Raw genomic sequence first — 25545 nt, 5'->3', positions numbered from 1 at the left:
CCTACACTTCTGCGTATTTGCTCACAGCAAATTTGCGCATGGAAAATGCCACCCGTTCATCCACATTTTTCCTGAACATTTCTTCATCAAATTTTTCGATAAAGCCCAAGCGCTCGCGCAAGCCAACACCGTTGGCAATTTGGATTGCCAACCCTGGACGCGCATTGGCCTCCAGTAAGAGCGGGCCACGTTCACGATCCAGAACAATGTCACAGCCTAAATAACCCAGCCCAGTCATTTCGTAACAGCTTGCCGCCAAGCGGACCAGCTCGTACCAACCTGGTACCTGCAATGCATCGAAAGGCACTTCAGTGTCCGGGTGCTGGTCAATTCGCAACCCGCGCATTACCGCATGACAACTTTTGCCCGTGGCCAGGTCGATACCAACACCCACAGCGCCCTGGTGCAAATTGGCTTTACCATCTGAGGCGTGGGTTGAGCAGCGCAGCATGGCCATCACCGGATAACCGCGAAAAACAATAACCCGCACATCAGGCACACCCTCAACAGAGTAGCGATCGAAGACCGGGTCAAAGTCCACCAGCGCCTCCACCATCACCCTGTCGGGTTTGCCACCGAGGCTGTAGAGGCCGCTGTGAATATTGCTCACGTGCCGCAAGATATCCAGCGCATCAATTTCAGCACCGGATATCTTTTTATATTTGTCGCCATTGCGACCGGCAATAACGAGAATACCTTTACCACCGGAGCCCCGTGCCGGCTTGATTACAAACTGCCATAGAGGGTCAATCACCTCCATAACTCGCTTGCGGCTGGCAGGACTTTCAAATGCCTCGATCAACTCGGGCACAGGAATTCCCGCTTTTTTAGCCGCACGCTTAGTGTTTAGCTTGTCGTCGACGATGGGATATTTTTTGCGATCGTTATAGCGCGCAATATAGTCAATATTACGCGCGTTCATCCCCAACACCCCCATGCGGCGCAGGGTCAGCGGAGATACCACTCCGCCGCGAACTTTATTGAAGATATGCTTAACTGAAAACTGCAGCATAACGCCCCCTAGCGAACCAGCGGACGGAAACGCATCAACTCACTGAGTCGATATCCGGTGTAGTTGCCCACCACCAGAATAAAGGCCAGCAATACCAACAGTAACTCGGGGAAGTTGAACGTCCAATGCTCAATATAGCGGTTGGTCATTACCCACCAAGCCAGTATCGCCACTAATAAGCTACCCCCGGACTGCACCACCACCTCGTAGGGGCCATCCTCCTCCCACACAATCGACATACGCTCGATAGTCCAGGCAAGGATAATCATCGGGAAGAATGTCACTGTGAGAGCCTGCTCAATGCCCAGCTTATAGCTGACCACACTGATTGCCCCCATTATTATCACCACCGTCACCACGACGGCGGCGATCCTCGACACCAATAGCAAATTGAGCCTACTGAGATAAAACCTCACCCAAAGACCGAGGATCAGGATCAAAGTAAAAATGGCTAAACCGGTAATCAGCTGGGTTTCGATAAAGGCAATTGCCAGAAGTACCGGCATAAAGGTACCGGAGGTGCGCAGGCCCACAAATACACGCAGCAGCACCACCACCAGGGCCCCCACAGGCACCAGCAGGATCAGCTTGAAAATACTCTGCTGCTCAATGGGCAAACTGTAGATCGAGAAATCCACCAGCGCATCTTTCTCATCCTTGGTGCTGCGCATAGAGACATCGCGAGCTGGGACATCATTGGCAATCACAGAGAAAGTCACTTGAGAGTTACGACCGCCCTCAAGATCCAAAAGACTCTTGCCACCGCGCTGCCAAATAAAGAAATTTTCCGGCACACCTGGCTGGCCACTGCTGGGTTCAAACACGATCCAACGCTTGCCATCATAGACCTCAAGCAGATCTTCTGGAGATAGTCGACGTCGATCATCCTCCAGGTAGAGGCCGCGAATACGGTGGGCGGGGATATCGGCTGTCGCCAGTACAAGCAAAGCGACATCTACAAAAGAGCGGTCGGCGTAATGGCGGAAGATCAGGTTGCGATCCTGATTTTCATCGTCATTCAGTTCGAATAGTAATTGGGTAGTTAGAGATTCCACATCGGAAGAGCGCTCACGGGCCTGTTCAACCAGGGAGTAAATCGCCAAGCGCACCGCTTCTTGCTCACGGGCCCCCAGGAAGGGTTTTTGTATCTCAGTGCTCAGATCCAGAGGCTGCGCCAGCGCAGCACCGGGACGCTGGTAGACATCCAGCTGATAGAAGAGAGATTGGGGGCCTCTTGCGGCCCGGCGAGACCAAATGGCCCGATAGGCATCATCTTCTCTCGCGATATAGAAACCAAAACCGGAGGAACTGAAGGTCTCCCCCAGTATTTCCATATTGCGCTGTTCGCGCGGGAGGGTCAGTGCGGCCTTTACCGGACCGCCATCGGCATCGAAACCCACTTTTGCTTCGATAGTCCACACGGTGCGGTACTCACCCGGCAACAGCGGAAAACCCAACTCGAGGTTTTTATAGGCGGTCAGGCCTGCTCCTACCAATGCGAGTAACGCCGCAATTACATAAACTTGGACACGCGGCGACATTCGCCATTCCCCGTAACTCTGAGGTCCCAATTAGGAACCCAATTGGATAACTGGCCTATTTAACCCCGTCTATTTGGGGTTGGCCCTGGACATTGCGCCGGCTCACATCGACAACAGCGGCATCTTTGAGGAAGTTGCGTCCCAGCAGCATCAATAAATCAGAGCCGCCCTCATCGGTCAGGTTAACTTCGACCTGGTGGGTTATACGCCCAACAGTCAGGTTAAGCTCCACTACTGGCCTGCGCTGATTATCAAAGCCCAGGCGCTCCACTCGAACATGGCGTTTTATCGGCAGCTCTACCGAGACCGGGTCCATTTTGCTCGACTGAACAATCTGGAACCTGATCCAGTCCCTGCCATCCCGCTCGAACGGAGTCAGCTTCCTGACCCGCAGTGTGGAAGTGGGTGAACCTGTATCGACAACGGATTCCAGGATCAGGCCGGGAGGCTCTATGGCCACTTCTTCTACCGATCCCAAAACCAACTTATCTTTGGCAACGGGCACTTCGACTACTTTTTCTACAGTTCGTTCGATTACCCGCTCAACAACCTTCACTTCCGGTTCCGCACAAATCACTTCCGCAGGCTCTGGGCACTGCATTGCAGAATCTGGTGATTCTACCGGTGGTGCAACTTCCGCTGGTTGAGCGGCCCTGTCCCGCCCCGGATACATCAGTGACTCACAACCGGCGAGCACCGAAAGCGTCAACATTAACCACAGAAGGGAAAATCTCTGCATACCGACCAATTACCTCAAGCCCCATTAGCAATGCCATTCGGACCGCTACAAACGCGCGGTGTTCGCTTATCTGACGGAGAAATTGCTCCCCGCCTCAGGCAAAAGGTCGATATTAGCTCATGAGCGCGGCCACTGCACAGCGATGTCCGCCGAGTCGCGGGACTCAACACTAACAATGTGACATGCCGCCCAGAGTGATTGGGAGCACCGGGCTCAGGGAGTCAGAAGCCGGTTAGCCCTGCTGCAGGCGCTGATCGATAGTTTCCAAAATAGCCAGCAGTGCCGCAGCATCATCCCGCCCCTTGAAGAACTCTTCGGCAACCGGAGCAATACCACACTGGCCCGGTAGGGGCATCTCCCCTTCAATCAGGACCTGCATACGCGGCAAAAAAATAAATTGAAGCCACTGGGGCAAGGTCAAAGTATCCACACAAAATGGCTCGGTGCTGGCCAGGGCTTCTGCAGGCGGCGCATTATCCTGCCATACCTGCAGGCTGCGCAGTTCAGATTCAAGGAACAGGAGCTGATCAGCGATTTCAGAATAAATAGGTTGCATAACTCATAGAACCTTCACATTTACAGCCGTGATAATACGCAATAGCCACCTGCCCAATCTGAGTAACAGCGCAAATACGACTAAAGATTTTCTAAATTTTTCGATTAAAGGGCGGCAGTGAATTGAGTATTGCCTGACCATAGCGACGGGTAACCACCCGGCGATCCAGCAAAGTGACTGTGCCGCTGTCCCCTTCTGCCCGCAGTAAGCGCCCGCAGGCCTGCACCAATTTTAGGGCTGCATCCGGCACTGTGATTTGCATAAACGGATTGCCGCCCTTAGCTTCAATCCACTCCGCCAGCGCCGCCTCAATGGGATCATCGGGCACCGCGAAAGGCAGTTTCGCAATAACCACGTGGCGGCAGTAGTCACCAGGCAAGTCCAATCCCTCGGCAAAACTTGCAAGCCCGAACAGGATACTGCTGCCACCGCCATCGATAATCTCACGGTGGCTATCCAGCAACTGCTGGCGGGATTGCTGCCCCTGCATCAGAATTCGGTTGCGCCAGGTACCAGGGAGCGCCTCGTAAACCGTCTCCATCTGGCGCCGGGAGGAAAACAGCACCAGAGCGCCACCCTCCCCTTTCAACAGGTCTGGCAACGCATCGATAATGGCGTCTGTGTGTTGCTCTGCATTGCCCGCATCTACAGCTTCCGGGGGCACTTGCAGTGTTGCACGGGAAAAATCGAAAGGACTCGGCACCACCTGATAGCTGGCATTGTCTGGAGTACCGGCACGCATTTGCAAACGATCAAATTTCCCCAAAGCTGTGAGTGTGGCCGAAGTCAGTACCGCGCCGTAACAGCGGCGCCACAAGCTGTACTCCAGGGTTTTGCCTGCGAGTATCGGTGAGCTGCAAACCTCAAAATCTGTGGAGCCGCCCCAGTCCACCAGGGTGACCCAGCGCGCCTGGGGCAATGCGCCATCAGCATCGGCACGGGCGTAATTCGCCCACAACAGAAGATTGGCCTCAGCGCGCCCATGCCAACTGCCCAACTGGGGGTACCAGCGCTCCAGATCTGCCAGGGGTACCGGCGAGTGGCCGTCCTCCATCATGCGTTGGGCGGCCTGCAACATCTTGCTGAGCAGGCTTTCCAACTCATCAAAGTCTTCCCGCAGCTTTTCCGCCAGCTGCGACATGGAATCGGGGATTACCCCACCTTCAAAGCGATGGCGGATGGTATTGCCCCGCTCATCTTCAAATTCACACAGCTCTTCAATCAGCGGCCACATCTGCTCCAACCCCTGCTTGGCAGAGGTGAGAACCGCCGGCAGCTGCTCGCCGCAGCGGTCGATCTGGGCGCCGTCACCAATCTCACCCAGCATCTGCCCCAGGGCCTTATTGGTTTGATCCAACCAACCGGTGGAAGCCCCTACGCGACTGTGGTGAGAGAAATGATTGAGAGCCTTTTCCGGTAGATGGTGGGCTTCATCAAGTACATAGATAGTCTCTTCCGGGGGCGGAAGAATCGCGCCACCACCCAGGGCCAGGTCCGCCAGCAACAGGTCGTGGTTAGCAACGATCACCTGGGTCTTGCCCAAGCTCTCTCGCGCTCGGAAGAAGCTGCAATTGGTGACATGGGGGCAGCGGCGGCCACTGCATTGGCGATGGTCAGTGGTAACCCGACTCCAATCATCCGTCTCGATCGTATCCGGCCAGTTATCCCGATCGCCATCCCAGGTACCCGATGTCAGGCTATCCGTCATCTTCTGGTAGAGAGCGACACTCTCCGCTTCCACCTGCGGGAGTTCATCTTCATAGAGACCAAGGGAAAGGCCGGTGCCGGAGGCAGAAAAGCTGGACAAGAGTTGATCCAACTTGGATAGGCAGAGATAGCGGCCACGGCCCTTCGCCAGGGCAAACTCAAATTTGAGCCCACTGTGACGAGCAACTTCTGGCAGGTCTTTGTGGATAATCTGTTCCTGCAGGGCCACAGTGGCGGTGGATATCACCAGGGTCTTGTCCTGGGCCTGGGCCAGGGGAATAGAGGCGAGAAGGTAAGCAACGGTTTTACCGGTACCCGTACCCGCTTCAACTACACAGATATGCTCGCCATCAGTCTTGTCGCTATCGCGCTCACCACTGGCATTCTGGGTGATGGAACCCAGTGAGCGGGCAATGGCGGCTACCATCAGCTTCTGCCCATAGCGGGCTTTCAGCCCTCGACCGGACAGGAATTGGCTATAGGCGCCCTGAATGGCGCTTTTGTGTTTTTCGTTGAGCACGGGGGTGAGGTCTATTCGCTAAGTGGCTGGCGCAGGGGGCGCTATTATCCACTAAGCGCCCTCTCCCCACCAGCTTCTGAACTCAGCGGGCCTTACTCATAGGCGAGGCGAGATACCACGGGATTGGCGTAGGCCTGAATAGCCTTGTCGCGCCAGCGCTCATCGACCCGAGCCATGCGCGCTTCAAACTTCTCCCGCTCTTCTTTATGTGCAGCGGGGTCCCAGGCTTTAGCCGGATATCCCACCGGTAATTGCGGAACCTCACCGTAAACCATCTCGTAGGCAATCATATTGGATGGATGCAATGTGTAGTTGCCGATAACTTGGCGATCTATTTCTTCAGCCAGGCTGTTTACATCGTTAAAATCACCTTCAATCGGCGTGCCGAAGGCGGCATGTACACGGCCTTTGTGACCGACAATGCCCTTACCAATCGAGGCCAAGTCCTCGTTTTTACCCTTCTTGTACTCGTCCTTGTGCTCGGTAACGTAAATTTCCTTGGCCTTCTGTGCATCACAGGGGTCCCATTCGTAGGAAATAGACACCGGAACAATATGCAACTTGCGCCAAAAATCGGCAAAGGGCGTTTCCCGGTCCTTAGTCATGGCGAACATGGCGCAGAGTGCTGGATTGGTGCGATCCAGGCCATCTTTGGCGCGCCCGGAACGCTGTGCGATCCACACATGCTCGTTATCGTTGACGATGGAGTGATAGATGTAATTGGACAACTGGGTTGCTGCCTGCAGCTTTTCCCGACGACTGCCAGAGCTGCGCACCACGGTGAAGCACTTGTTCAACTTCATCAGGTCGCTGGCAAACTGCTTGCTGAGCAGGTTGTCTCCAATCGCAATGCGGGAGGTCTCATGCCCTTCGCGGAACATCGCCTGAATCATCAGCGCCGGGTCCATAGCGATGTCACGGTGATTGCTGACAAACAGGCAGGCGCGATCCCTGGGCAGGGTGTCCAGTCCAGAAATGCTCAGGCCGGAGGTGGTGCGCTTGATCACCTTCTCCATATATTTGCCGACAATCTCTTGAAGATCCCGCACATTGCGAACATTGCGCAGTTCAAAGCGCAGAAACTGACGTACCAACCAGGCGACGGCGCCCTCCAGCTGAGCCAGTTTGGGGACAAGGAAATGCGCAGCTGCGTGGGACATTTCCGGGTCGGCAATTAGCCTTTTGATAACCTCGCGCACTTCATCATCGCGATAGGGGCGCATATCCTCGAATTGAGAGGGGTCTAACTCACTTGCTCTCATGAAATACTACCTGTCGGGCCTGCCTCAGACGGCCCGCACTTATTTATTTTGCGGCTGGATCAGCCGGGACTACTGGGCGCAGAACATACCGGAAGCGTCGACGAACTGCCAGCACTGGACCCGACCAGATAGTTGACCCCAGTGATAAATCCGGTTTCGACGACCAAGTCAACGCCAAAATACAGCGATGGTGCGATGATACAAAGTGGACTTCACCGCCCCAAGCTATGAGAATAAGGCTATTAACCGCCGCCGACGGCAAAACAACGATAACGAATACGGCGCTAGCCACGCAGTCAAGCAGGAGTTCACCTTGTCTCAATCCAACCCCAGCTCAGAGCCGCGCGCTCCCAGCTTAACGGACGCCCTGATCCCTCTCGGGATTCTCGTCGCCCTGTTGTCACTATCCGTATATTTCTACGGTGCAGACTCCTCCTACGGTCCCAATCAAATAGCGCTACTGCTCTGTGCCTGCGTTGTGGCCCTAATGGGGATGAAGAACGGACACAGCTGGAACGACATGGAAGGTGGGATGCTCCATGGCATTGGCCTGGTATTTGGCGCTATTCTGATCCTGCTGTCTGTAGGTGCACTTATCGGTAGCTGGATCCTGGCCGGCACAGTGCCTTCAATGATCTATTACGGCGTGCAGATTCTATCGCCACAGTGGTTCTACGCCGCCAGCTGTATTATTTGTGCCGTAGTAGGACTGAGTATTGGCTCCAGCTGGACCACAGCGGGCACCTTAGGTGTGGCACTGATGGGAATTGCCGGCGCTCTGGGCCTATCCCTTGAGGTCACTGCCGGAGCCGTAATCTCTGGCGCCTACTTCGGCGATAAGATGTCTCCGCTATCTGACACTACCAACGTGGCCGCAGCGGTAACATCCAATGATCTGTTCCAGCATATTCGCCATATGATGTCCACAGCGATCCCGGCCTTCGCGATCGCCCTGGCGGTTTTCGCTTTCCTGGGTTTTACCTCTGAAGCCAGTTCTGCCTCCGCAACTGATATCGAATCATTGCTCACCGCGCTTAGCAGTGAGTTCAAAATTTCCCTGGTTAGCCTGCTGCCTTTGATCTTGTTGCTAGCAATGGCTTGGCGCAAAGTCCCCGCTTTCCCAACATTGATCATCGGCTCCCTGGTTGGCTGTGCCATCGCACTGATTTTCGAACCGGAAGCCGCCCGTCGACTCGGTGGTGGTGAAGGTGCTTTAGCCCCCCTGAAGGGCGCTTGGTACAGTCTGTTCGACGGCTATAAGTCCACTTCCACCAACGAGAACGTGGCTGCATTGCTGTCCAAAGGTGGTATGAGCAGCATGCTCAACACCGTATGGCTGATCACCTCCGCCATGGCCTTCGGCGGCGCTATGGAGCGGGCCGGATTCCTACAGGTCATCGTCCAGGGAGTTTTGTCACTGGTTAAAACAGTGGGCGGCCTGGTAACTGCCACCGTCTTCACCTGCTTTGGAATGAACCTGGCCGCAGGCGATCAGTACATGGCGATTATTATTCCGGGCCGTATGTTCCGCGAAGCCTTCAAGGAAAAGGGCCTACACGGGCTTAACTTGTCTCGCACCCTCGAGGATTCCGGCACCATCACCTCTGTGCTGATTCCCTGGAATACTTGTGGTGCCTTTATGGCGGCAACGCTGGGTATTGCTACCTGGGAGTATTTACCTTTTGCCCTATTCAATATTATCTGCCCTCTGTTGGCGATCGCCTATGGCTGGCTGCACTTTAAACAGAAGCCCATTTCTGTAGCGGCTACGGCATCTTAAGGAAATAGACAAAACCCCTATGAGTGAAAGCGGTACCCTAAGCGCCCTGATCGAGCAGGCTGACTTCAAATTGCGCTGGTTCGATCTGGGCCGGCGCTTGCAGTCGGTTTCGAAATCCACTGCGGCATCCTTCGAAGCAGGTCTGGCTCCCTGGCCACACCCATACTTGCGCCAGGCCTGGACGGGCCTGCTGCTGCAACCAGCCGAAGGCGGTGAACCTATAGTCTGGTTCCTGCGCTTTCCGCTGGACGAGCAGGGCAAGCTGCAACTTCAAGCCCGAGATGGATTACTTCGCGCTCTGGCACAGGAACTCAAGCAGGGACCCGCTTCTGAATCTGCTGCGCAGCTGGACCAGCTGCTGCAGCAAAGTGGCTTGCTGTTTACCCCATCAACTGAGCGGCAGGCAGCATTTCACTCCCAAACAGCGCTTCTGCTGGGCCGCCAGCCCAGCGAACATTACGAGCCTGTCCTCCGCTATTTTGGCGACCCGGAAAATCACCGCTGGGACAACCTTGCGCTGCAAGGGATTGCCGACTTGGCCGTGCGCTGGGAAAAAGAAAGCACTTTGCTAATGCGCCAGATTGGAAAAGTCGCGGCTCCGGTTTTTATTAACATTTGCCATTGCCTGGAAAACCAGCCGGTCGACCACCGTCTTGCAGCAGCCATTATTGAGCGAGCAGAGCAAGAACTGACCGCAAACACGCCGGATATCTCGGTGGCCGCTGCTGCTATCAGGGGTATCTCTCACTCACCAGCCACAGGATTGCGACAGGCATTTATACAGTCACTTTTGGCTGAAGATGCCAGCAACCGGAATAAAGAAGTCCTGGCCGCAATAGGCAGTCGCTGCGTCCAAGATTTGGAAGGACAAGAATTGGCCGCACAGTGGGTTGGCAAGCTGGCTGATGCCGCTGACGAGCAGACTTTTAACTTACTGCTTTCCGATTTAATGTTCATTCCGAAAGTGCGAATCGCCCTATTGAGTGCTCTCCGTGACCCGGCAAGAAAAGAAAGTCTCGCAGTAGCTTTTGGCAATTTTTTGCACGGACCCAAACCGACACACTGAAGGCCTAAAGATAACGCCTCAGCTGGTGCTCCCTCACCCATTAAAGCTACTTTCACGAGTGAGAATTTTTAACAGAAAAAACTCTTACTCGTGAAACCATTTTCTTTGCATCGCAAAAAAACTCCCCAATCCATCAAGCGGCATTGTCAGCCACAATAGTAATTCTTAGAGTCTGCCTCAAAACTGGCGCGATCAGTTTCAGCGCGTAGATTAAACAACCGAAATTCACCATAAAAAACGGTCAGCACAAACCACATTTTTTTAAAAACCCCTTATTTAAGTAGTTTTTTAAAATAAATTGGCGCACCTCTTTTCATAACTTGATCATTGACAGACATTTAAACCCAACGCCTATTACACTCAAATAGGCGGTACCTTTGTAGAACAGATTTTACAAAGCTGACCAACAGGTGACGTTTTATTGGCTATGCTAATGGCTAACATCAACGGAAAGGAGTTAGGGGATGAATTTCACTCCAGCCAAGTACTTAATTGGAATTATCAGTGCACTGGTTCTTGCAGGTTGCTGTAGCCCTCCGGCACCTCCAGCTTACTGCCCACCCGGCGCTGAACAAATTCCTCTATCCATGGCTTGTCCTGCAGATGCCGACTGCTGGATGGCTTCCGACAGAGTGCGCTGCATGAAGGTGGTCAAGTAAAATCTTTTTCTTGCCCGACAGCGTGGTGATTCATACTAAATGAAGTTTTGACCAAATCACCGCTGACAGACACCCGATTTACAAAGCCTTATTTAGTATGGATCACCACAAAATGCCGCTCTAACGAGCGGCATTTGTCTTTCCCCACACAGTTCCTTATCTCGAAACATTCCCTGTAATAGACTGTGATGCCCGCGGCGCTGGCCCGGCAAAGAAAATGCCGTTAGCATTGCCGCCCAGAAATAATAAATAAAATTTGATTTGTGTACGTTTTAGCCAAGTGGCAATAAAAAGGCTCAGAAGAGAACAAACCGAATACCATGACTAGTGAAACCCTGGCTTTAAGCCGTGTAGCGGCAATCTCACGGTTGAAGTCCCATTTTGACCAACATAAGTGGTCGCTGAGAGAGCTGTTTGCAACGGATCCCCAAAGGACAGAGAAGTTCAGCTCAGACGCAGCCGGAATCTATCTGGATTACAGTAAAAACCACTTGCGTGAAGACACCCTTAAGTTGCTGTTGGAATATGCCGAAGAGCAGGGTCTGAACAACCAAATTACTGCGCTAGTGAACGGGGCCATTGTCAACAATACCGAACACCGCCCTGCCCTGCACACCGCGCTGCGCTTTCAGGGGCAACCGAAAACTGAACAAGAACGCGCGGTAAAAGATTGCCGCGAGCAAATGAAACAGTTTGCCGAGTCGGTGCACAGCCATAGCTGGCGCAGCTTCTCAGGTAAACCGATCCGCCATATCGTAAATATTGGTATCGGCGGTTCCGACCTGGGTCCGCGCATGGCGGTAGAGGCCCTCAGCCCTTGGCACAAAGACTCTATCGATGTGCACTTTGTATCAAATATCGATGGCGCAGACCTTAGCGACACCCTGGCTGGTATTGATGCGGAAGAAACCCTTTTTGTGATTGCTTCCAAGTCCTTTTCCACCTTGGAAACCCGTGAAAATGCGCTGTCCGCACGCCGTTGGATGTTATCTGCCGGTTGCGATGAGTCGCAGTTGGCCAAACACTTTGTTGCGGTGAGCAGTAATATTACTGCTGCTCAGGATTTCGGAATTGCTCCTGAGAATATTTTCCCAATGTGGGATTGGGTGGGTGGTCGCTACTCACTCTGGTCTGCTATCGGCCTGCCCATTGTTCTTGCTTGCGGCTATGAAGTTTTTGAACAGCTTCTGCAAGGCGCCAATGCAATGGACCAGCACTTCGCCACTGCTCCACTGGAGTCCAATCTACCCGTACTGATGGCGTTGACCCAGTTCTGGTATCGCCAGTGCTGGCATACGACCAGCCATGTCGTGCTGCCCTACGCGCAGCGCCTGGCCCGATTCCCTGCCTGGTTACAGCAGCTGGATATGGAGAGCCTGGGTAAAAGTGTCGACAAGGACGGGCAGGCGCTGGGCTACCCCAGTGGCAGCGTTATCTGGGGCAGTGAGGGTACGAATGGCCAACACTCTTTCCACCAATTATTGCACCAGGGAACCGATCTTATTCCAGCAGACTTTATCGCAGTCAAGGAACCGACGTCTGAACTCCTCGAACAGCACCGCTGGCTGCAGGCCTGTTGTATTAGCCAGAGCCAGGCGCTACTGCGAGGTAAAAGCCTGCATGAGGCCCGCCAGGAGCTGGAAGAAGCTGGTCACACTCATCGTGAGGCCCACGCCCTAGCCCCACATAAAGTAATCCCTGGTAATCGCTCCAGCAACACCCTGATCCTGGAAAAGTTAGATCCTTTCCACCTGGGCTCGCTCCTGGCACTGTACGAGCACAAAGTCTACGTTGGCGGCTGCCTGCTGGGGATCAACCCCTTTGATCAGTGGGGCGTCGAACTTGGTAAGCAGTTGAGTTCAAAAATCCATAAGGCTGCCAAGGGTGAAATTCCTCAGGATGACTGGGATAGTTCAACCCGCAGCCTGATGAAAAAGCTGCTCTAAACTCTACAAAAAAGGCCGCACTAATTAGTGCGGCCTTTTTTGATCTTTGTTAAGGACATCGTTAACTGGATGCAGAGCCCCGCTTCAGCATTGGCTCAATTAGATCCAGTGGCAACGGAAATACAATTGTAGAGCTGTTATTTGCGCCGGCAATATCAATCATGGTTTGCATATAGCGCAAAGTAATCGCGTTGGCATTTTTCGATAATTGATTCGCTGCCTCAGTCAGCTTTAAAGCCGCCTGCGCCTCCCCCTCTGCGTGTATAACTTTAGCCCGCCGCGCGCGCTCCGCCTCTGCCTGCTGTGCGATAGCCCGCACCATACTTTCATCAAGATCGATATGCTTAATCTCTACATTAGTAACTTTTACACCCCAGGCATCTGTTTGCTCATCGAGTATTTTTTGGATATCTACATTTAGCTTATCTCGCTCACATAACATCTCATCCAGCTCGTGCTTACCCAGTACCGAACGCAATGTAGTTTGCGCTAACTGGCTTACAGCCTCGTGATAGAATTCCACATTAATAATTGCAGACTGTGGATTAATTACCCGGTAATAAACCACTGCGTTGACTTTAACTGAGACATTATCCCTGCTGATAACATCCTGGGTGGGTACGTCCATCACCACAGTGCGCAGATCCACACGCTCCATAGTTTGAACAATGGGAATGATTATAATCAGTCCTGGCCCTTTCACTGTTTGAAAACGCCCCAGGAAAAATACCACCGCGCGCTCATACTCCCGCAAAATACGAATGGCATACATCAGTAGCAGTATGAGTGCGACTACCAGTATCCCAAAAAAATAACTGAGCATCATTGGACTCTCCTTAATCCCACCTTAACTGTTGAGCGCTGTCATTAGCTCAATTAATTGCCCTACCTACTCCACCTCTACCCGTAAAACCATACCATGTTGGGCCACTACTCTAACTTTCTGCCCCACCTTCAGAGGCTGGTTACAGGTCGCCTGCCAAATCTCTCCATCGAGATGCACCAAGATCTCTGCGTCTTTAACTTCGCTTACCACTGCAGAGCGTCCCACAAAAGCCTGGTCTGCCGGGACTTTCGGCTGGCGTAAACTACGTCCAACAGCGGTCAGTAGCATCAATAAAAAGACACCACTTACACCGGCAATAGCCCCAATCAGCTGTTTGGAAACCTGCATTCCCGGCACATCACTATCAATAAGCATTACAGAGCCAATCACCAATGCAATAATTCCGCCGATCCCCAAGGCGCCGAAACTCGGCATAAAAACCTCTGCCACAATCAGCAATGCGCCAACAATAATTAATGCAAGACCAGCGTAATTAATCGGTAAAACTTGCAAGGCATAAAATGCCAGCAACAGGCAGATAACACCAACAATCCCTGGAACGAAAGCACCGGGGCTATAGCCCTCAAAAATAAGCCCGTAAATACCCACTAATAACAAAATATAGGCCACTTGAGGATTGGTAATCAGTGCCAGCAATTCATTACGCCAATCCGGCTCGTAACTTTCACTTTGCAGCTCGGCAATATTCTCCGGGATCGTATAATCGCCGGTATCGAGTAATACTTTTCGACCGGCAACCTGGCGCAATAAATCATCATCATTATCCGCAACAATATCGATAACATTCATTTTTAATGCTTCTGGAGCCGTCAGGGTCGCTGCTTCGCGTACAGCTTTTTCCGCCCAGTCTGCATTGCGCCCATGGCGCTGTGCCAACCCTCGGATAAACGCGACAGAGTCATTAACGACTTTGCGCTCCATGGCTGTTCCAGCAAGCGGTTTTTCTTTTTCTCCATCCTCACTGTCTTCCGCCTTTTCTTTTTTCTCTTCCTCTTGCTTTCCCCCCGGCATAGGTGTGCCCTGAGGTCCGCCAATCTGCACTGGCGTAGCCGCTCCCAAGGTGGTAGCAGGAGCCATAGCGGCGATCTGGCTGGCATAGAGAATATAAGTTCCCGCACTGGCGGCGCGCGCACCAGAGGGGTAAACGTAGGTGGCAATAGGGATTGGAGACGCAAGGATATGCTGGATAATATCCCGTGAGGCAGCATCTAACCCCCCAGGAGTATCCAGGTGCAGAATCACCAACTCGGCGCCCTGGTCCACAGCCTCCTGCGTGGCCCGCTTGAAATAATCAGTCGTCGCGGGACCTATGGCGCCATCAATTTTGAGTATGGCTACATGGGGAAAGGGCTCTTCCTGGGCGGCACTTCTACACACAAAAAAGCTGAGCAGCAGCGCCAGGAAAACCAAGCTGCGAAAGAACAAAACGGGCGAATTCTGCTTCGACATGCATCCATCCCTGATGCGACATCTGGCTCAACGCCAATATTTGGATATTGAGTGCCACAGCGAAAAAGCAAAATCACTTTAGCATTCACGACACCCTAGACCGGAAACAAAAAACCCCGGCTAATTCCATCAGATTAACAGAATTAGCCGGGGCCTTGTTTATTTCCACCGGGATTTACGCCCAGTTGAGTAGTTTTATACCCGATTGCGTCGGCTATACCAGTTCACATCGCGGGAATATTTATCTACCTGATTCTCAACACCCAGCAACATGGCAAACAGAGCCATACGCACCAGCAAGCCATTATCGGTCTGGCGGAAAATTGCCAGACTCGGATGTTCATTCAGGTCGGTATCCAGTTCGTTCGCCTCTGCGCGTGAATCCCGTGGCAAGGGGTGCATGATTACCGTGTTAGGCTCTGCGTGGCGGGTAAAAATAGCCTTATTCAGGCGGAAGCGCCCACGGTAGCGGTTGGCCTCTTCCTGAGAGGCAAAACGCTCTTCCTGGATACGGGTGGAGTAAACAATATCCACATGGGAGATAGAGGATTCCAGCTGATCGGTAACCGTCACCTCGTGCCCCGCCCCGCGCAGCATCTCCACAATCATTTCCGGCATCGCCAGTTCCGGTGGAGAAACCAGGGTAATCTGCACCTTGCCAAACAAACACAGCAGTTTGCACAGGGAGTGCACCGTGCGGCCGTGCTTGAGGTCGCCGATCATGGCGATACGAAAATCATCCAGGGTGCGGCCGTGCGCAGCCAGTTCCTTGCGAATGGTGTAGAGGTCCAACAGTGCCTGGGTGGGGTGTTCATTGGCGCCGTCGCCGCCGTTGACCACCGGCACACGACTCGCTTCAGCAAACTCAGCCACCGACCCTTCTTTTGGGTGGCGCATACAAATCACGTCGCTATAGCCCGATAGCACTCGGGCGGTGTCGTAAAGGGATTCGCCCTTTGCCATAGCGCTGGCAGTAATTCCTACCGTTTCACGTACAGTACCGCCCAACAGATTAAAGGCGGCTCCAAAACTCAGGCGAGTACGAGTGCTCGGCTCCATAAACATATTGCCGAGAATCGCCCCTTCCAATACTCGCGTTACCTTTTCACGCTGTGCATAGGGGGTCATGGCGTCAGCTACATCAAATACACGCTCTATGTCGGCGCGCTCAAATTGGCTGACCGACAGTATATTGGCTCCGATAAAGTCCATGGTTACTCCAGTGGTTGCGCCTTGTGGGCGCCGGGTATTCGCGAGCGGCATTCTACTCGGGCACCAGGAAAGAGCCCAGAGGAAGAACGGCCGCTGACGTGATTCGACACATTAGGCGAGTAAGCTATCGCCCCAGTTCTCCAGCTCTGTAATCAGGGAAATGCGCTCCGGGTGCTGCACCCGCAGCTCAGACAGCTGGCGGAAGTAATCTTCCAGGGTGACTGAGGCCCCGGCAGTAGCGTCAGTTAAGCGCTGGAAACACCAGATCTGCCAGCGCTGGTGCTCTTCCTCAGACAGGGTCTCGGGGAAATTGCGCGCCCGCATACGGAATAGCAGCTCGGGTAAGCGCTTATCGGTGAAAGGCACTTCACCCGCCAAAGCTTCCGGACCTCGGGCCGCCAGTCCACGGTGCAGTTCACGGCAGATATCGCGGTCAGAGTCGCAGAGGAACCCACCGTAAAGGTCCGCTTCCACATCTCTCTCAGGGAATTCCCTATCCAGGAATACGTTGTGCAGCTTTTCCGTCAAATCGATATCTTTGAGCTTCTGCCAGTTCGCCTCACAGGTTGTGCGATCGATACCCAGCTCTGCGGCGCGCTTGTCATCCAGCATATTTGCAGGCGCCAATACCGGGCACTTGTTCAAATGCACCAGTTTCAGCCCTACCGGCAACTCGCCCTCACCCAGCTTGTCGCGAGAGGTGTACAGGCGCTCTCGCAGAGTGTCTGCATCCAGGCTGAGTAATGGCTCGGGGTCCATTGCCAGGTTGGCAACAATAACCGCATTGCGGTTAACCGGGTGACTGGCCAAGGGCATCACATAGGTCAAGTGACCATGATTAGCAGAGACCTTGCCGGAAATATGCAATAGCGGACGGCGCTCGCGCATATCGATCATCTTGGCGGCCTCCTGCTTGCGACGCAGGCGGAACACATAATCGTACAGCTTTGGTTGCTGTTTGCGGATCAGCCTCGCCATATCAATGGTGGCGTGCACATCCGACAGCGCATCGTGGGCGCCCTCGTGGGAGATCCCATTGGCAGCGGTCAATTCTTCCAGGCGGAAGGACGGCGCACCGTCCTCACGGGTGGGCCACTGGATTCCCTCTGGGCGCAGGGCGTAGGTGAGGCGCACCATGTCAATAATGTCCCAACGGCTGTTGCCGGAGCGCCATTCCCGCTCATAGGGATCGAGCAGATTGCGATAAAGGGTGTAGCGAGTTACCTCGTCATCAAAACGCAAACTGTTGTAGCCCACCCCACAGGTGCCCGGCGCACCCAGTTCGGCGAGGATGCGCTGGATAAACTCTATTTCCGGCACTCCATTGGCCAGGGCTTTCTGCGGGCTAATGCCAGTCACCAGGCTCGCCATCGGCTGTGGCAGGCAATCCACTGAAGGGCGACAGTAAATCATCAATGGCTCGCCGACGATATTCAGTTCTTCGTCGGTCCTGATACCGGCAAACTGCGCCGGCTTGTCGGCACCCGGGTCTGTACCCCAGGTTTCATAATCGTGCCAATAAAGTGTGGTAGAACTCACGGTACCTCCATAATTTGGCGGCATCATACCACCGAGAACCTCCTCGTCTGGACACCCAAGTCGAGATTTCGAGCACTCCGGACCAACTCCTTTGCCAACGCTGGTTGCAAAGCCGCCACCGCCCATTAAAATTCGGCGTTTCCACGAATTTAAGACAGCACTTCACTCTATGAATATTCGCCAGCTCCTCACCGACAAATTCCAGGCCGCCATGCTCGCCGCCGGTATCCCCGAAGAATGCGGCCCGATTGTGGCACCTGCGAAGAAAGCCGGATTTGGCGACTACCAGGCCAATGGCGCTATGGGCGCTGCCAAGCGTATGGGCACCAACCCGCGTGAGCTGGCTGGCAAGATCCTTGAGCAGCTGGATAAGGGCGATATGATCGAAAAGGTCGAGATCGCAGGCCCCGGTTTCTTGAATATTCACTTGAGCGAACAGTGGCTGAGCCAGCAGCTATTGGCCGCCCAAGGCGACAAGCGCCTGAATATCGCCTCGGTTGAAGAGCCCAAGACCGTAGTCATCGACTATTCCCATCCCAACCTGGCCAAAGAAATGCACGTAGGCCACCTGCGCACCACCATTATCGGTGATGCCCTGGCACGCCTGTTGGAGTTCCAAGGTCACAAGGTAGTTCGCCAAAATCATATGGGCGACTGGGGCACCCAGTTCGGTATGTTGCTGGCACACCTTTCCGACAAGTTGGCAGACAGTGATGCAGAAGTGGCACTGGCCGACCTGGAAGTCTTCTACCGCGAAGCCAAGGTTCGCTTTGATGATGAAGAAGGCTTTGCCGATCGCGCCCGTGAATACGTTGTAAAACTGCAAGGCGGAGATGAGCAGTGCCTGAAACTGTGGAAGCAGTTTATTGATATCTCTATCAGCCACTGCGAAGAAATCTACTCCAAGCTAAATGTCACCCTTAAACAGGAAGACGTTTACGCTGAAAGCCAGTACAACGATGATCTGCCGGTGCTGGTAAAAGAGCTGTTGGATAATGGAATCGCTGTTGAAGACCAGGGCGCGATCGTTGTTTTCCTGGAAGAGATGGCCGATAAGGAAGGCAACCCCAGCCCGATGATTATCCAGAAGAAAGGCGGCGGCTACCTGTATGCCACCACCGACCTGGCCGCTATCCGCTACCGTGCCAACCAACTCAGTGCCGACCGTATCCTATATGTTGTTGATGCTCGCCAATCCCTGCACCTACAGCAGGCCTTTGTCGCCTCACGCAAAGCGAGCTTCCTGCCGGAGTCGGTTTCTCTAGAGCATTGCGCTTTTGGCACTATGATGGGCGACGACGGTAAGCCATTTAAAACCCGCACCGGCGGCACCGTAAAACTGGCAGCCCTCCTGGATGAAGCAGTAGAGCGTGCAGAGAAACTGGTGGCTGAGAAAAACCCGGAGCTGGATGCAAAAACCTGTGCAGAAATCGCGCGCAAGGTGGGCATCGGCGCGGTGAAATATGCGGACCTAAGCAAGACCCGCACTAACGATTACATCTTCAGCTGGGAATCCATGCTGAGCTTTGAGGGCAATACCGCCCCCTACCTACAGTATGCTTACACCCGCGTACGCAGTATTTTCCGCAAAGCCGGTATTGAGCCGAGCGAGCTCAAGGGCGATATCCAACTGGAAAACCCACAGGAACGCGCCCTGGCAATTAAACTAAGCCAATTTGGCGAAGTACTGGACCAGGTAGCCAAGGATACCTTCCCGCACGTACTCTGCACCTACTTGTACGAACTGGCCAGCGCCTATATGAGCTTCTACGAAGCCTGCCCAGTATTGAAAGAAGGCGTAAGTGAACAGCAGAAGCACAGCCGCCTGCAATTATGTAATCTAGTGGCCAGCACTATCGCTACTGGCCTCGACCTGCTTGGCATTGAAGTGATGGAGCAGATGTAAATTGCTCCAGCCCGGTATCACCTTCTGTAACTCTTCAGATAGGCAAACCGGGCAGCACCCGGGTAGGCGGCCTTCAGTTGTGGCCTACCCAACCATCCTGCACCATCTTTTATCCCACTCAGGCCACACGTTTCCCGCCAGCCTGACAAAAGGAAATCACCCGTGAAAATACTGATTACCGGCGCCTCCGGCCTATTGGGGCGCAGTGTATTTAAACAGCTTTCCAGCAATCCGATTTTTTCTGTTACCGGTACCGCCTTTTCCCGCGCGGGAGATAATTTAATTCGCCTGGATTTGTCCGATAGCGAAGCAGTGAAGACCTGCCTGCAACAGGTTAATCCCGATATTGTCATTCACTGCGCCGCCGAGCGCTGGCCTGATCGCTGCGCCGACAGCCCCGACACCGCCTGGCAGCTCAATGTCAGCAGCACAGAATTCCTGGCGAAATACTGTAACGAAAATGATACACAATTAGTGTATATCAGCACCGACTATGTTTTTGATGGCAGCACCCCGCCCTACAAAGCTGATGACAATCCCAACCCGGTTAACTTCTATGGCCGCAGTAAATTGGCAGGGGAAGAGGCGGTACTGAATAACGGAAGTCACTGGGTATTGAGGTTGCCCTGGTTATTCGGGCCCGTTGCCTATCTGGAGGAATCCGGCATCACCGCCCTACTGGATACTTTGCGCAAGCAAAAGCCAGTCACGTTGGATCACTGGGCTATTCGTTTTCCCACCAGTGTTGAGGAAGTGGCTGAAGTATTGGAGCAATGCCTGCTAAAAATTCGTAGTGGTATGAGTTTTGAAGGCATTTACCAGTGGAGTGGCGATACGGCCTGCACACGCTACGAACTCGCACACATTATTGCCAAGGCTTGCAATCTGAATGCCGAACACCTGAGCGCTGAAAGTGAACCCAATTTTACAGTGCCACGCCCTTACAATTGCCAGCTGGATAAATCAAAACTGACAGATATGGGGATTAGCAGTAGCGAACCCCTGGAGCAACAGCTATTACGAAATTTAAAGCCATTTATTGCAGGCTGATTTAAACAGCTTTCAGACAAAGCGCTACAGGGAAGTATCGCTGCCGGCCATGTTCCGGCTCACACCTGTGTAATACCGTTAACTCATACAACAAACGGTGCTACAAGGTGGCAATCGAGTAGATCAGGGAGGAGCTATTGGATTGCCGAGTAAAACCACTCGAATATTTAGGGAAGGATAAATGAAATTGAAACACTGGTTCTCTGCAGGAGCTCTGGTACTGGGCAGCCTAACCACATTGGCTTCTTGCAATGCGGATAGCGGACCTCACAGCAAGAAACCACACCAGGCCATCAAGACTGAAAACGCCCAACCCATTATCTGGATTGGCGACTTCAATAACTTTGACGATGCCGTAGCACTGATTCTAATCGCCAAAGACCCACGCTATACCCTGGAGCTGGCTGTCGTTGAGGACTCTTTCAATACCGTAGCGCACGGGGCCAACACTGTTTACAACATCCTCGAATGGCTGGGAAATAACGACACCCAGGTTATTCGCGGAGCCTATTTTGCCACAGAAGAAGTCGCCTACGGCGCAAACGGCAAAGCTTCAGTATCTCCGGTAAATGACGATAAGGCCGTTCTCGGCAGAGAAGACTATCAACTACCCAACTCCTCCGATTTCTCCACCGGCACCTGGAACCTGGAGCGCCGCAACGCCATGGGTATCAATCTCTACGGCCAGTATGTACCCGGCCCCTGGCGTGACAACGGCTCCACCTTATATGGAACTGACCACCTAATCCCGCGCGCCAAACAGGAGCACTACCGCTACCAAGGTAACAATGGTGTCTCCTTCAATTTTGAGCTGGCCGAAGACATTATCCTGGAAACGATGGATAACCTGGAGCAACGCCCAGTAGTTTTCAACACCGGTAAACTCACCACCCTGGCCCGGGTACTTGGCAAAGCCAGCGAAGAGCAGCTGGCTAAAATTGACCGCGTTATTATGATGGGCGGTGGCTTTGAGAATTATGAGCCGTTTACTGAGAGTCACGAAGCAGCCTGCTTTGGCGATAAATCTAGAAATCTGGGCGGCAATATTTTCTCCCACCCCAGCTTCGGCTGTGACAGCGACTTCAGTACCCATCAGGAATTCAATATTCTGCTCGACCCATTGAGCGCACAATGGGCCTTCGACGCCCTGAGTGAAAATAGTATTGAAACCTATCTGGTTCCGACCAACTCAACCGATATGGCCAAAGTACAAGGCAGCACCATCGAAGCCCTCGCAGAGCGCCGCGCAACTCCGGAAGCCTGCTACACCTCCCAACTCCTCAGTTCCATTCGTGAATTTGAGGGTGGGGATTTCCAGGGTAATGGTGACTTCGCCATGGATGCCGTTATTCGCCTGTGGGATATTATCGCTGCGCTGGTACTACTGGAGCCTGAAACCTTGGAAATGGAATTAGTGCCCGGCTATATCACCGTCGATCAACTAGATGCGGGCCTAGCCGACAGCACAACACCTTATGATCCAATTACCTTTGATCCAACAGTAGGAAAGACTACTTTTACTGACGCCGATGAGGGCTTGGCAGTAAATGTGGTTATGGGTATTAACCAGGATGCTGCGCGCTCAGCGATGATTGAGCGCTTGCGTGATCGCTTTAATGCTGCGCGGAAGGGGCCTAAATGCCGCGTTAAGTAATATTTAGCCTTACCCAAATAAATATTGGGGGCCTTTCATGTATTCCCTGCGATTGATACAAATACTTGAACAGGCCCTAAACTACATCTTAATCTAGTACGATAGTTTGTTAAATTAACATATAAACAGTATCACCCCCCTACATTCGTACAAAAGTACAAACAAACTAATAATTGAGAAATCCGTTAACTCTTTATCCTTAACCTACATTTAAGAACTTCGATTTGCTTTAACTCGAACCTCTAGTCTGGCATTCTCACCCTTCACAATTAGAGCTTTCCAAACAATAGGATTAAAAGATTTAGGCAAGTTTTACAACTGCAATTGAAACAATAAATCAAAGTAGATAATTGAAACATGCTCCTGTAAAGCAAGACAGCGTTCGCGCTCATATTAAAATTTAATTCATTAAGGAAATATAAAATGAATTGCTGGGAAATCATAGGGATTCCTCCAACAGTCGATATAAAATCAATTAAACGTGCCTACGCTAAAAAGTTAAAAACTCATCGACCAGATGAAGATCCTGAGGGTTTCCAATCTTTACGAGCCGCCTTCGAAAAGGCCCTAAAAGAAGCCAAGCGGTATCAGCCTGATAAAGAAATCAACAGTATAGCCAAGAATTCATCAGTCCCTAACACTGAAGAATCAAACCAGACCGAAACGCGATCTTACTCATCGAGCACGCCCCGAGAACTTGATACCGACTACATTAAAGAGTCAATCAACTCCCTACAAGAAGCCACAAGCAAACTTTACGCAAATTTTAACGAGCGAATACAACTACCACTATGGCGAGATATTTTTGAGAGTGAAGATCTATGGAATATAGAAATAAAACAACATATATCCCTCTGGCTATTTAGCTTTATTGGACAAAACAGATTCATTCCAAAGGAAGTTATCGAATATCTAGAAAGCATTTTCTGCTGGCATGAAAATTTCACTTGGCTGAAACGAACCTTTACTGAAGAATATATTGATTACGTATTCAATAGAATAGTAACTTCCAAGTGGGGACTAAACTACAAGGGTATCACTTTTCCAGAACCCACTAACCTAAATACAATCGAAACCTACTTATCACAACGAGAACACTTAGAGTATCTTGTTATCAGCAAACAAGATAAAGACCGCGATGAACTGCTTAACGAAATTACCAATAATAATATCCAAGATCCAGAGTTATACCGATTACTATCCTCATTTTTTTTCAACGAGAAAAATTTACCTTTAGCTTTCAAATATGGGCACCAACTAGCAAAATGGGATACTACAGCTATAGAGGGCCCTCTCACTATTGCCGCCATTTATTACAAAGAAAAAAATTTCAAGAAGGCACTAGAAAGCTATGAGACAGCATTATCTATAGATGAAGATCATGATATTGCTTTAAAGGGCTTAGCAGCATGTTATTTAGAGTTTAACGACTTATTTTCCGCAAAGTGCCTATATGAACAAGTTTCAATACAGACACCCTTTGACCTTGAGGCTCGCATCCAGCTAGTTCGCATTAATCAATTATTGATTAAAGAGAACCGGATAAAACTATCGGATAACCCTGAAGATATCAGCGCTCAATTTAAAACAGCTGAAAGCTACATTGAAATTGGAGCATATAACGAGGCTATTCAATTTATACTTTCGATTGTAAATAAAGATACACCAACTACAGAGCATATCGGCGACTTGCACTATTTGTTAGGACTCTCCTACGAAGCCAATAACAAATCATCAGATGCGGAATCCCAATTTATTAGAGCCCTAGAGATTTCAGAAGAAAATGGAGGGAATGGTTACTATGCGCTGCTTAAACTAGGGGAGATTTACGTCAATCAAGATCTGCATGAAAAAGCCATAACCCTGCTTAAAAAAGCAGCAAGGTACAACCCAGAATCCGCAAAAGTATTCGAATTGCTTGCCAATGCTCAGCGCTGTTTAAATTTGAACGAAGAAGCAATGCAAAATATTAATCGCTCAATATCGCTGGACCCCAATGAATGGCACAGCTACTCCATTCGCTCACTACTCTTAATGTCTGCAGAAGACTACGACGCTGCAGCTCGAGATCTCAAGGTGGTTCTACGTTCAAAACATAATTTCGCTCTAGCCTGGTATCGCCTGGGCACCTGTCAAAACAAACAAGGCATTTATGATGAAGCAGTGGATTCATACGAGCGGGCTCTATCCTATAACACCAAACTCAAAAGTGCTGCACTAGAATGGATTGAAGTTGCCTGTAAGGTCGAAAATATTGGAAGTGCAGAGTTAGCAAAGGAAGCATTCCTCAATGCCGATGGAAGTCCAGAAGAAATTGCCGAATATATCAACAGTATTGAGAGCATAAAAAATAGAGGGGGTAGTGAACATGAACAATAATAGAGCTAACACTTACAATCCTGACAACCTATCAGATGCTCAACTTTGGGGACTAGGGGTCAGCTCTATCCTCACAGAAATGAATGGCCAACGGCATGACACACTTTATCAATCAGGTGCGAGAACTGAAAATGTGGTCACTAACCTTATACACATGATGAAGCGCGACTGGGGAATTGAGTCGCGCGAAGAATACCTAGACATGCTGAAATGGCTATCTAACGAAGGGCACAACCATTCCTACATGCAGATCCAAAATCATTTTAATGCACTATCAGAAAGCTCAATTAATGCACTTATAGACATATACTCCCACGATACCGACAAACAGAGCAGTTTTAAAATAGTTAAGAATTATCGCCACACATTAAGAGTCGGCGGGATTGGTGCCTGGGATGACGGCCGATATGTCTCTATTTGTCGCTGGGGAGCCACTACAGGGGTACTTACAGAAGAGGAATCCTGGGAAAAAATACACCGAGTAGCTTTGCGAGTCCAGAACTCCTATGATAGCTGGTATAGCTTTGGGTTGAGTTATATAGCTGGCCGGCAATATTGGCGAAAAGACACCTCCGAATTCTTCGCTAAAGATGCGATGAATATGATCAAAGGGCTCACCGGAGATCCTAACAGCCCTTGGAATTTATTAGACTGGAATTTAGATTTATCACAAAATTCTTAAGCTTACTCTAAGGTATAAACTGTAATAACATAAAAAATT

The 25545-nt window shown here is 51.6% G+C and carries 19 protein-coding genes; 9 read left to right on the top strand and 10 right to left on the bottom strand.

Annotation, left to right across the window (positions count from 1 at the left end):
- Window position 1: 1 nt before the first annotated feature.
- The 6 genes from ACG1BZ_RS04465 to ACG1BZ_RS04440 form a co-directional block, all read right to left on the bottom strand.
- The gene (locus ACG1BZ_RS04465; protein ID WP_413664554.1) at window positions 2-1012 is read right to left on the bottom strand and encodes an alpha-L-glutamate ligase-like protein; all 1011 of its coding nucleotides are present in this window, start codon (window positions 1010-1012) and stop codon (window positions 2-4) included.
- Between the two features lie 8 nt (window positions 1013-1020).
- Window positions 1021-2553, bottom strand: coding sequence for an inactive transglutaminase family protein (locus ACG1BZ_RS04460; protein ID WP_108731979.1), 1533 nt, complete (start codon window positions 2551-2553; stop codon window positions 1021-1023).
- Between the two features lie 55 nt (window positions 2554-2608).
- On the bottom strand, window positions 2609-3292 hold the full coding sequence (locus ACG1BZ_RS04455; RefSeq protein WP_413664553.1) for an ATP-dependent zinc protease: 684 nt from the start codon (window positions 3290-3292) through the stop codon (window positions 2609-2611).
- 232 nt (window positions 3293-3524) lie between these two features.
- On the bottom strand, window positions 3525-3848 hold the full coding sequence (locus ACG1BZ_RS04450; RefSeq protein ID WP_282934088.1) for a YqcC family protein: 324 nt from the start codon (window positions 3846-3848) through the stop codon (window positions 3525-3527).
- A gap of 91 nt (window positions 3849-3939) precedes the next feature.
- Window positions 3940-6075, bottom strand: a complete 2136-nt coding sequence (dinG, locus tag ACG1BZ_RS04445; protein ID WP_413664552.1) for an ATP-dependent DNA helicase DinG — start codon at window positions 6073-6075, stop codon at window positions 3940-3942.
- Between the two features lie 92 nt (window positions 6076-6167).
- The gene (locus ACG1BZ_RS04440) at window positions 6168-7337 is read right to left on the bottom strand and encodes a 1-acyl-sn-glycerol-3-phosphate acyltransferase (RefSeq protein WP_413664551.1); all 1170 of its coding nucleotides are present in this window, start codon (window positions 7335-7337) and stop codon (window positions 6168-6170) included.
- A 313-nt stretch (window positions 7338-7650) separates the two neighbouring features.
- Here ACG1BZ_RS04440 and nhaC point away from each other — a divergent pair, with 313 nt between their 5' ends.
- The 4 genes from nhaC (at window position 7651) to pgi (ending at window position 12788) form a co-directional block, all read left to right on the top strand.
- Window positions 7651-9117: a Na+/H+ antiporter NhaC gene (nhaC, locus tag ACG1BZ_RS04435; protein WP_413665846.1), complete on the top strand. Its 1467-nt coding sequence runs from the start codon at window positions 7651-7653 to the stop codon at window positions 9115-9117.
- A gap of 19 nt (window positions 9118-9136) precedes the next feature.
- Window positions 9137-10183, top strand: a complete 1047-nt coding sequence (locus ACG1BZ_RS04430; RefSeq protein WP_413664550.1) for a DUF3549 family protein — start codon at window positions 9137-9139, stop codon at window positions 10181-10183.
- Window positions 10184-10647: 464 nt separating this feature from the next.
- Window positions 10648-10842 carry a hypothetical protein gene (locus tag ACG1BZ_RS04425; protein WP_157533369.1) on the top strand — a complete coding sequence of 65 codons (195 nt, stop codon included), beginning with the start codon at window positions 10648-10650 and terminating at the stop codon, window positions 10840-10842.
- Window positions 10843-11162: 320 nt separating this feature from the next.
- Window positions 11163-12788, top strand: coding sequence for a glucose-6-phosphate isomerase (pgi, locus tag ACG1BZ_RS04420; protein ID WP_413664549.1), 1626 nt, complete (start codon window positions 11163-11165; stop codon window positions 12786-12788).
- A 61-nt stretch (window positions 12789-12849) separates the two neighbouring features.
- Here pgi and ACG1BZ_RS04415 read toward each other — a convergent pair whose 3' ends face one another.
- The 4 genes from ACG1BZ_RS04415 to sbcB form a co-directional block, all read right to left on the bottom strand.
- A complete protein-coding gene (locus ACG1BZ_RS04415) occupies window positions 12850-13614 on the bottom strand; it encodes a slipin family protein (protein ID WP_413664548.1) in 765 nt (254 codons plus the stop codon).
- 63 nt (window positions 13615-13677) lie between these two features.
- Window positions 13678-15084 carry an NfeD family protein gene (locus tag ACG1BZ_RS04410; protein ID WP_413664547.1) on the bottom strand — a complete coding sequence of 469 codons (1407 nt, stop codon included), beginning with the start codon at window positions 15082-15084 and terminating at the stop codon, window positions 13678-13680.
- Between the two features lie 195 nt (window positions 15085-15279).
- Window positions 15280-16296, bottom strand: coding sequence for an aspartate carbamoyltransferase (locus tag ACG1BZ_RS04405; RefSeq protein WP_413664546.1), 1017 nt, complete (start codon window positions 16294-16296; stop codon window positions 15280-15282).
- A gap of 111 nt (window positions 16297-16407) precedes the next feature.
- Window positions 16408-17859, bottom strand: a complete 1452-nt coding sequence (sbcB, locus tag ACG1BZ_RS04400; protein WP_413665845.1) for an exodeoxyribonuclease I — start codon at window positions 17857-17859, stop codon at window positions 16408-16410.
- Window positions 17860-18004: 145 nt separating this feature from the next.
- On the opposite strand from sbcB, the gene argS reads away from it, so the two are divergent.
- The 5 genes from argS (at window position 18005) to ACG1BZ_RS04375 (ending at window position 25506) form a co-directional block, all read left to right on the top strand.
- The gene (gene argS, locus ACG1BZ_RS04395; RefSeq protein ID WP_413664545.1) at window positions 18005-19741 is read left to right on the top strand and encodes an arginine--tRNA ligase; all 1737 of its coding nucleotides are present in this window, start codon (window positions 18005-18007) and stop codon (window positions 19739-19741) included.
- A gap of 162 nt (window positions 19742-19903) precedes the next feature.
- Window positions 19904-20791, top strand: a complete 888-nt coding sequence (locus tag ACG1BZ_RS04390; protein WP_413664544.1) for a dTDP-4-dehydrorhamnose reductase family protein — start codon at window positions 19904-19906, stop codon at window positions 20789-20791.
- A 181-nt stretch (window positions 20792-20972) separates the two neighbouring features.
- A complete protein-coding gene (locus ACG1BZ_RS04385; RefSeq protein WP_413664543.1) occupies window positions 20973-22445 on the top strand; it encodes a nucleoside hydrolase in 1473 nt (490 codons plus the stop codon).
- A gap of 423 nt (window positions 22446-22868) precedes the next feature.
- A complete protein-coding gene (locus ACG1BZ_RS04380) occupies window positions 22869-24824 on the top strand; it encodes a J domain-containing protein (RefSeq protein ID WP_413664542.1) in 1956 nt (651 codons plus the stop codon).
- On the top strand, window positions 24814-25506 hold the full coding sequence (locus tag ACG1BZ_RS04375) for a DUF1266 domain-containing protein (RefSeq protein WP_413664541.1): 693 nt from the start codon (window positions 24814-24816) through the stop codon (window positions 25504-25506). The genes ACG1BZ_RS04380 and ACG1BZ_RS04375 overlap by 11 nt, the downstream gene beginning before the upstream one ends.
- Window positions 25507-25545: the final 39 nt, after the last annotated feature.

This window comes from Microbulbifer sp. CNSA002, assembly GCF_047324085.1.
Taxonomy (GTDB): Bacteria; Pseudomonadota; Gammaproteobacteria; order Pseudomonadales; family Cellvibrionaceae; genus Microbulbifer.
Note: the sequence above shows the minus strand (reverse complement) of the source record. Positions and strands in the feature narration are given on the sequence as shown.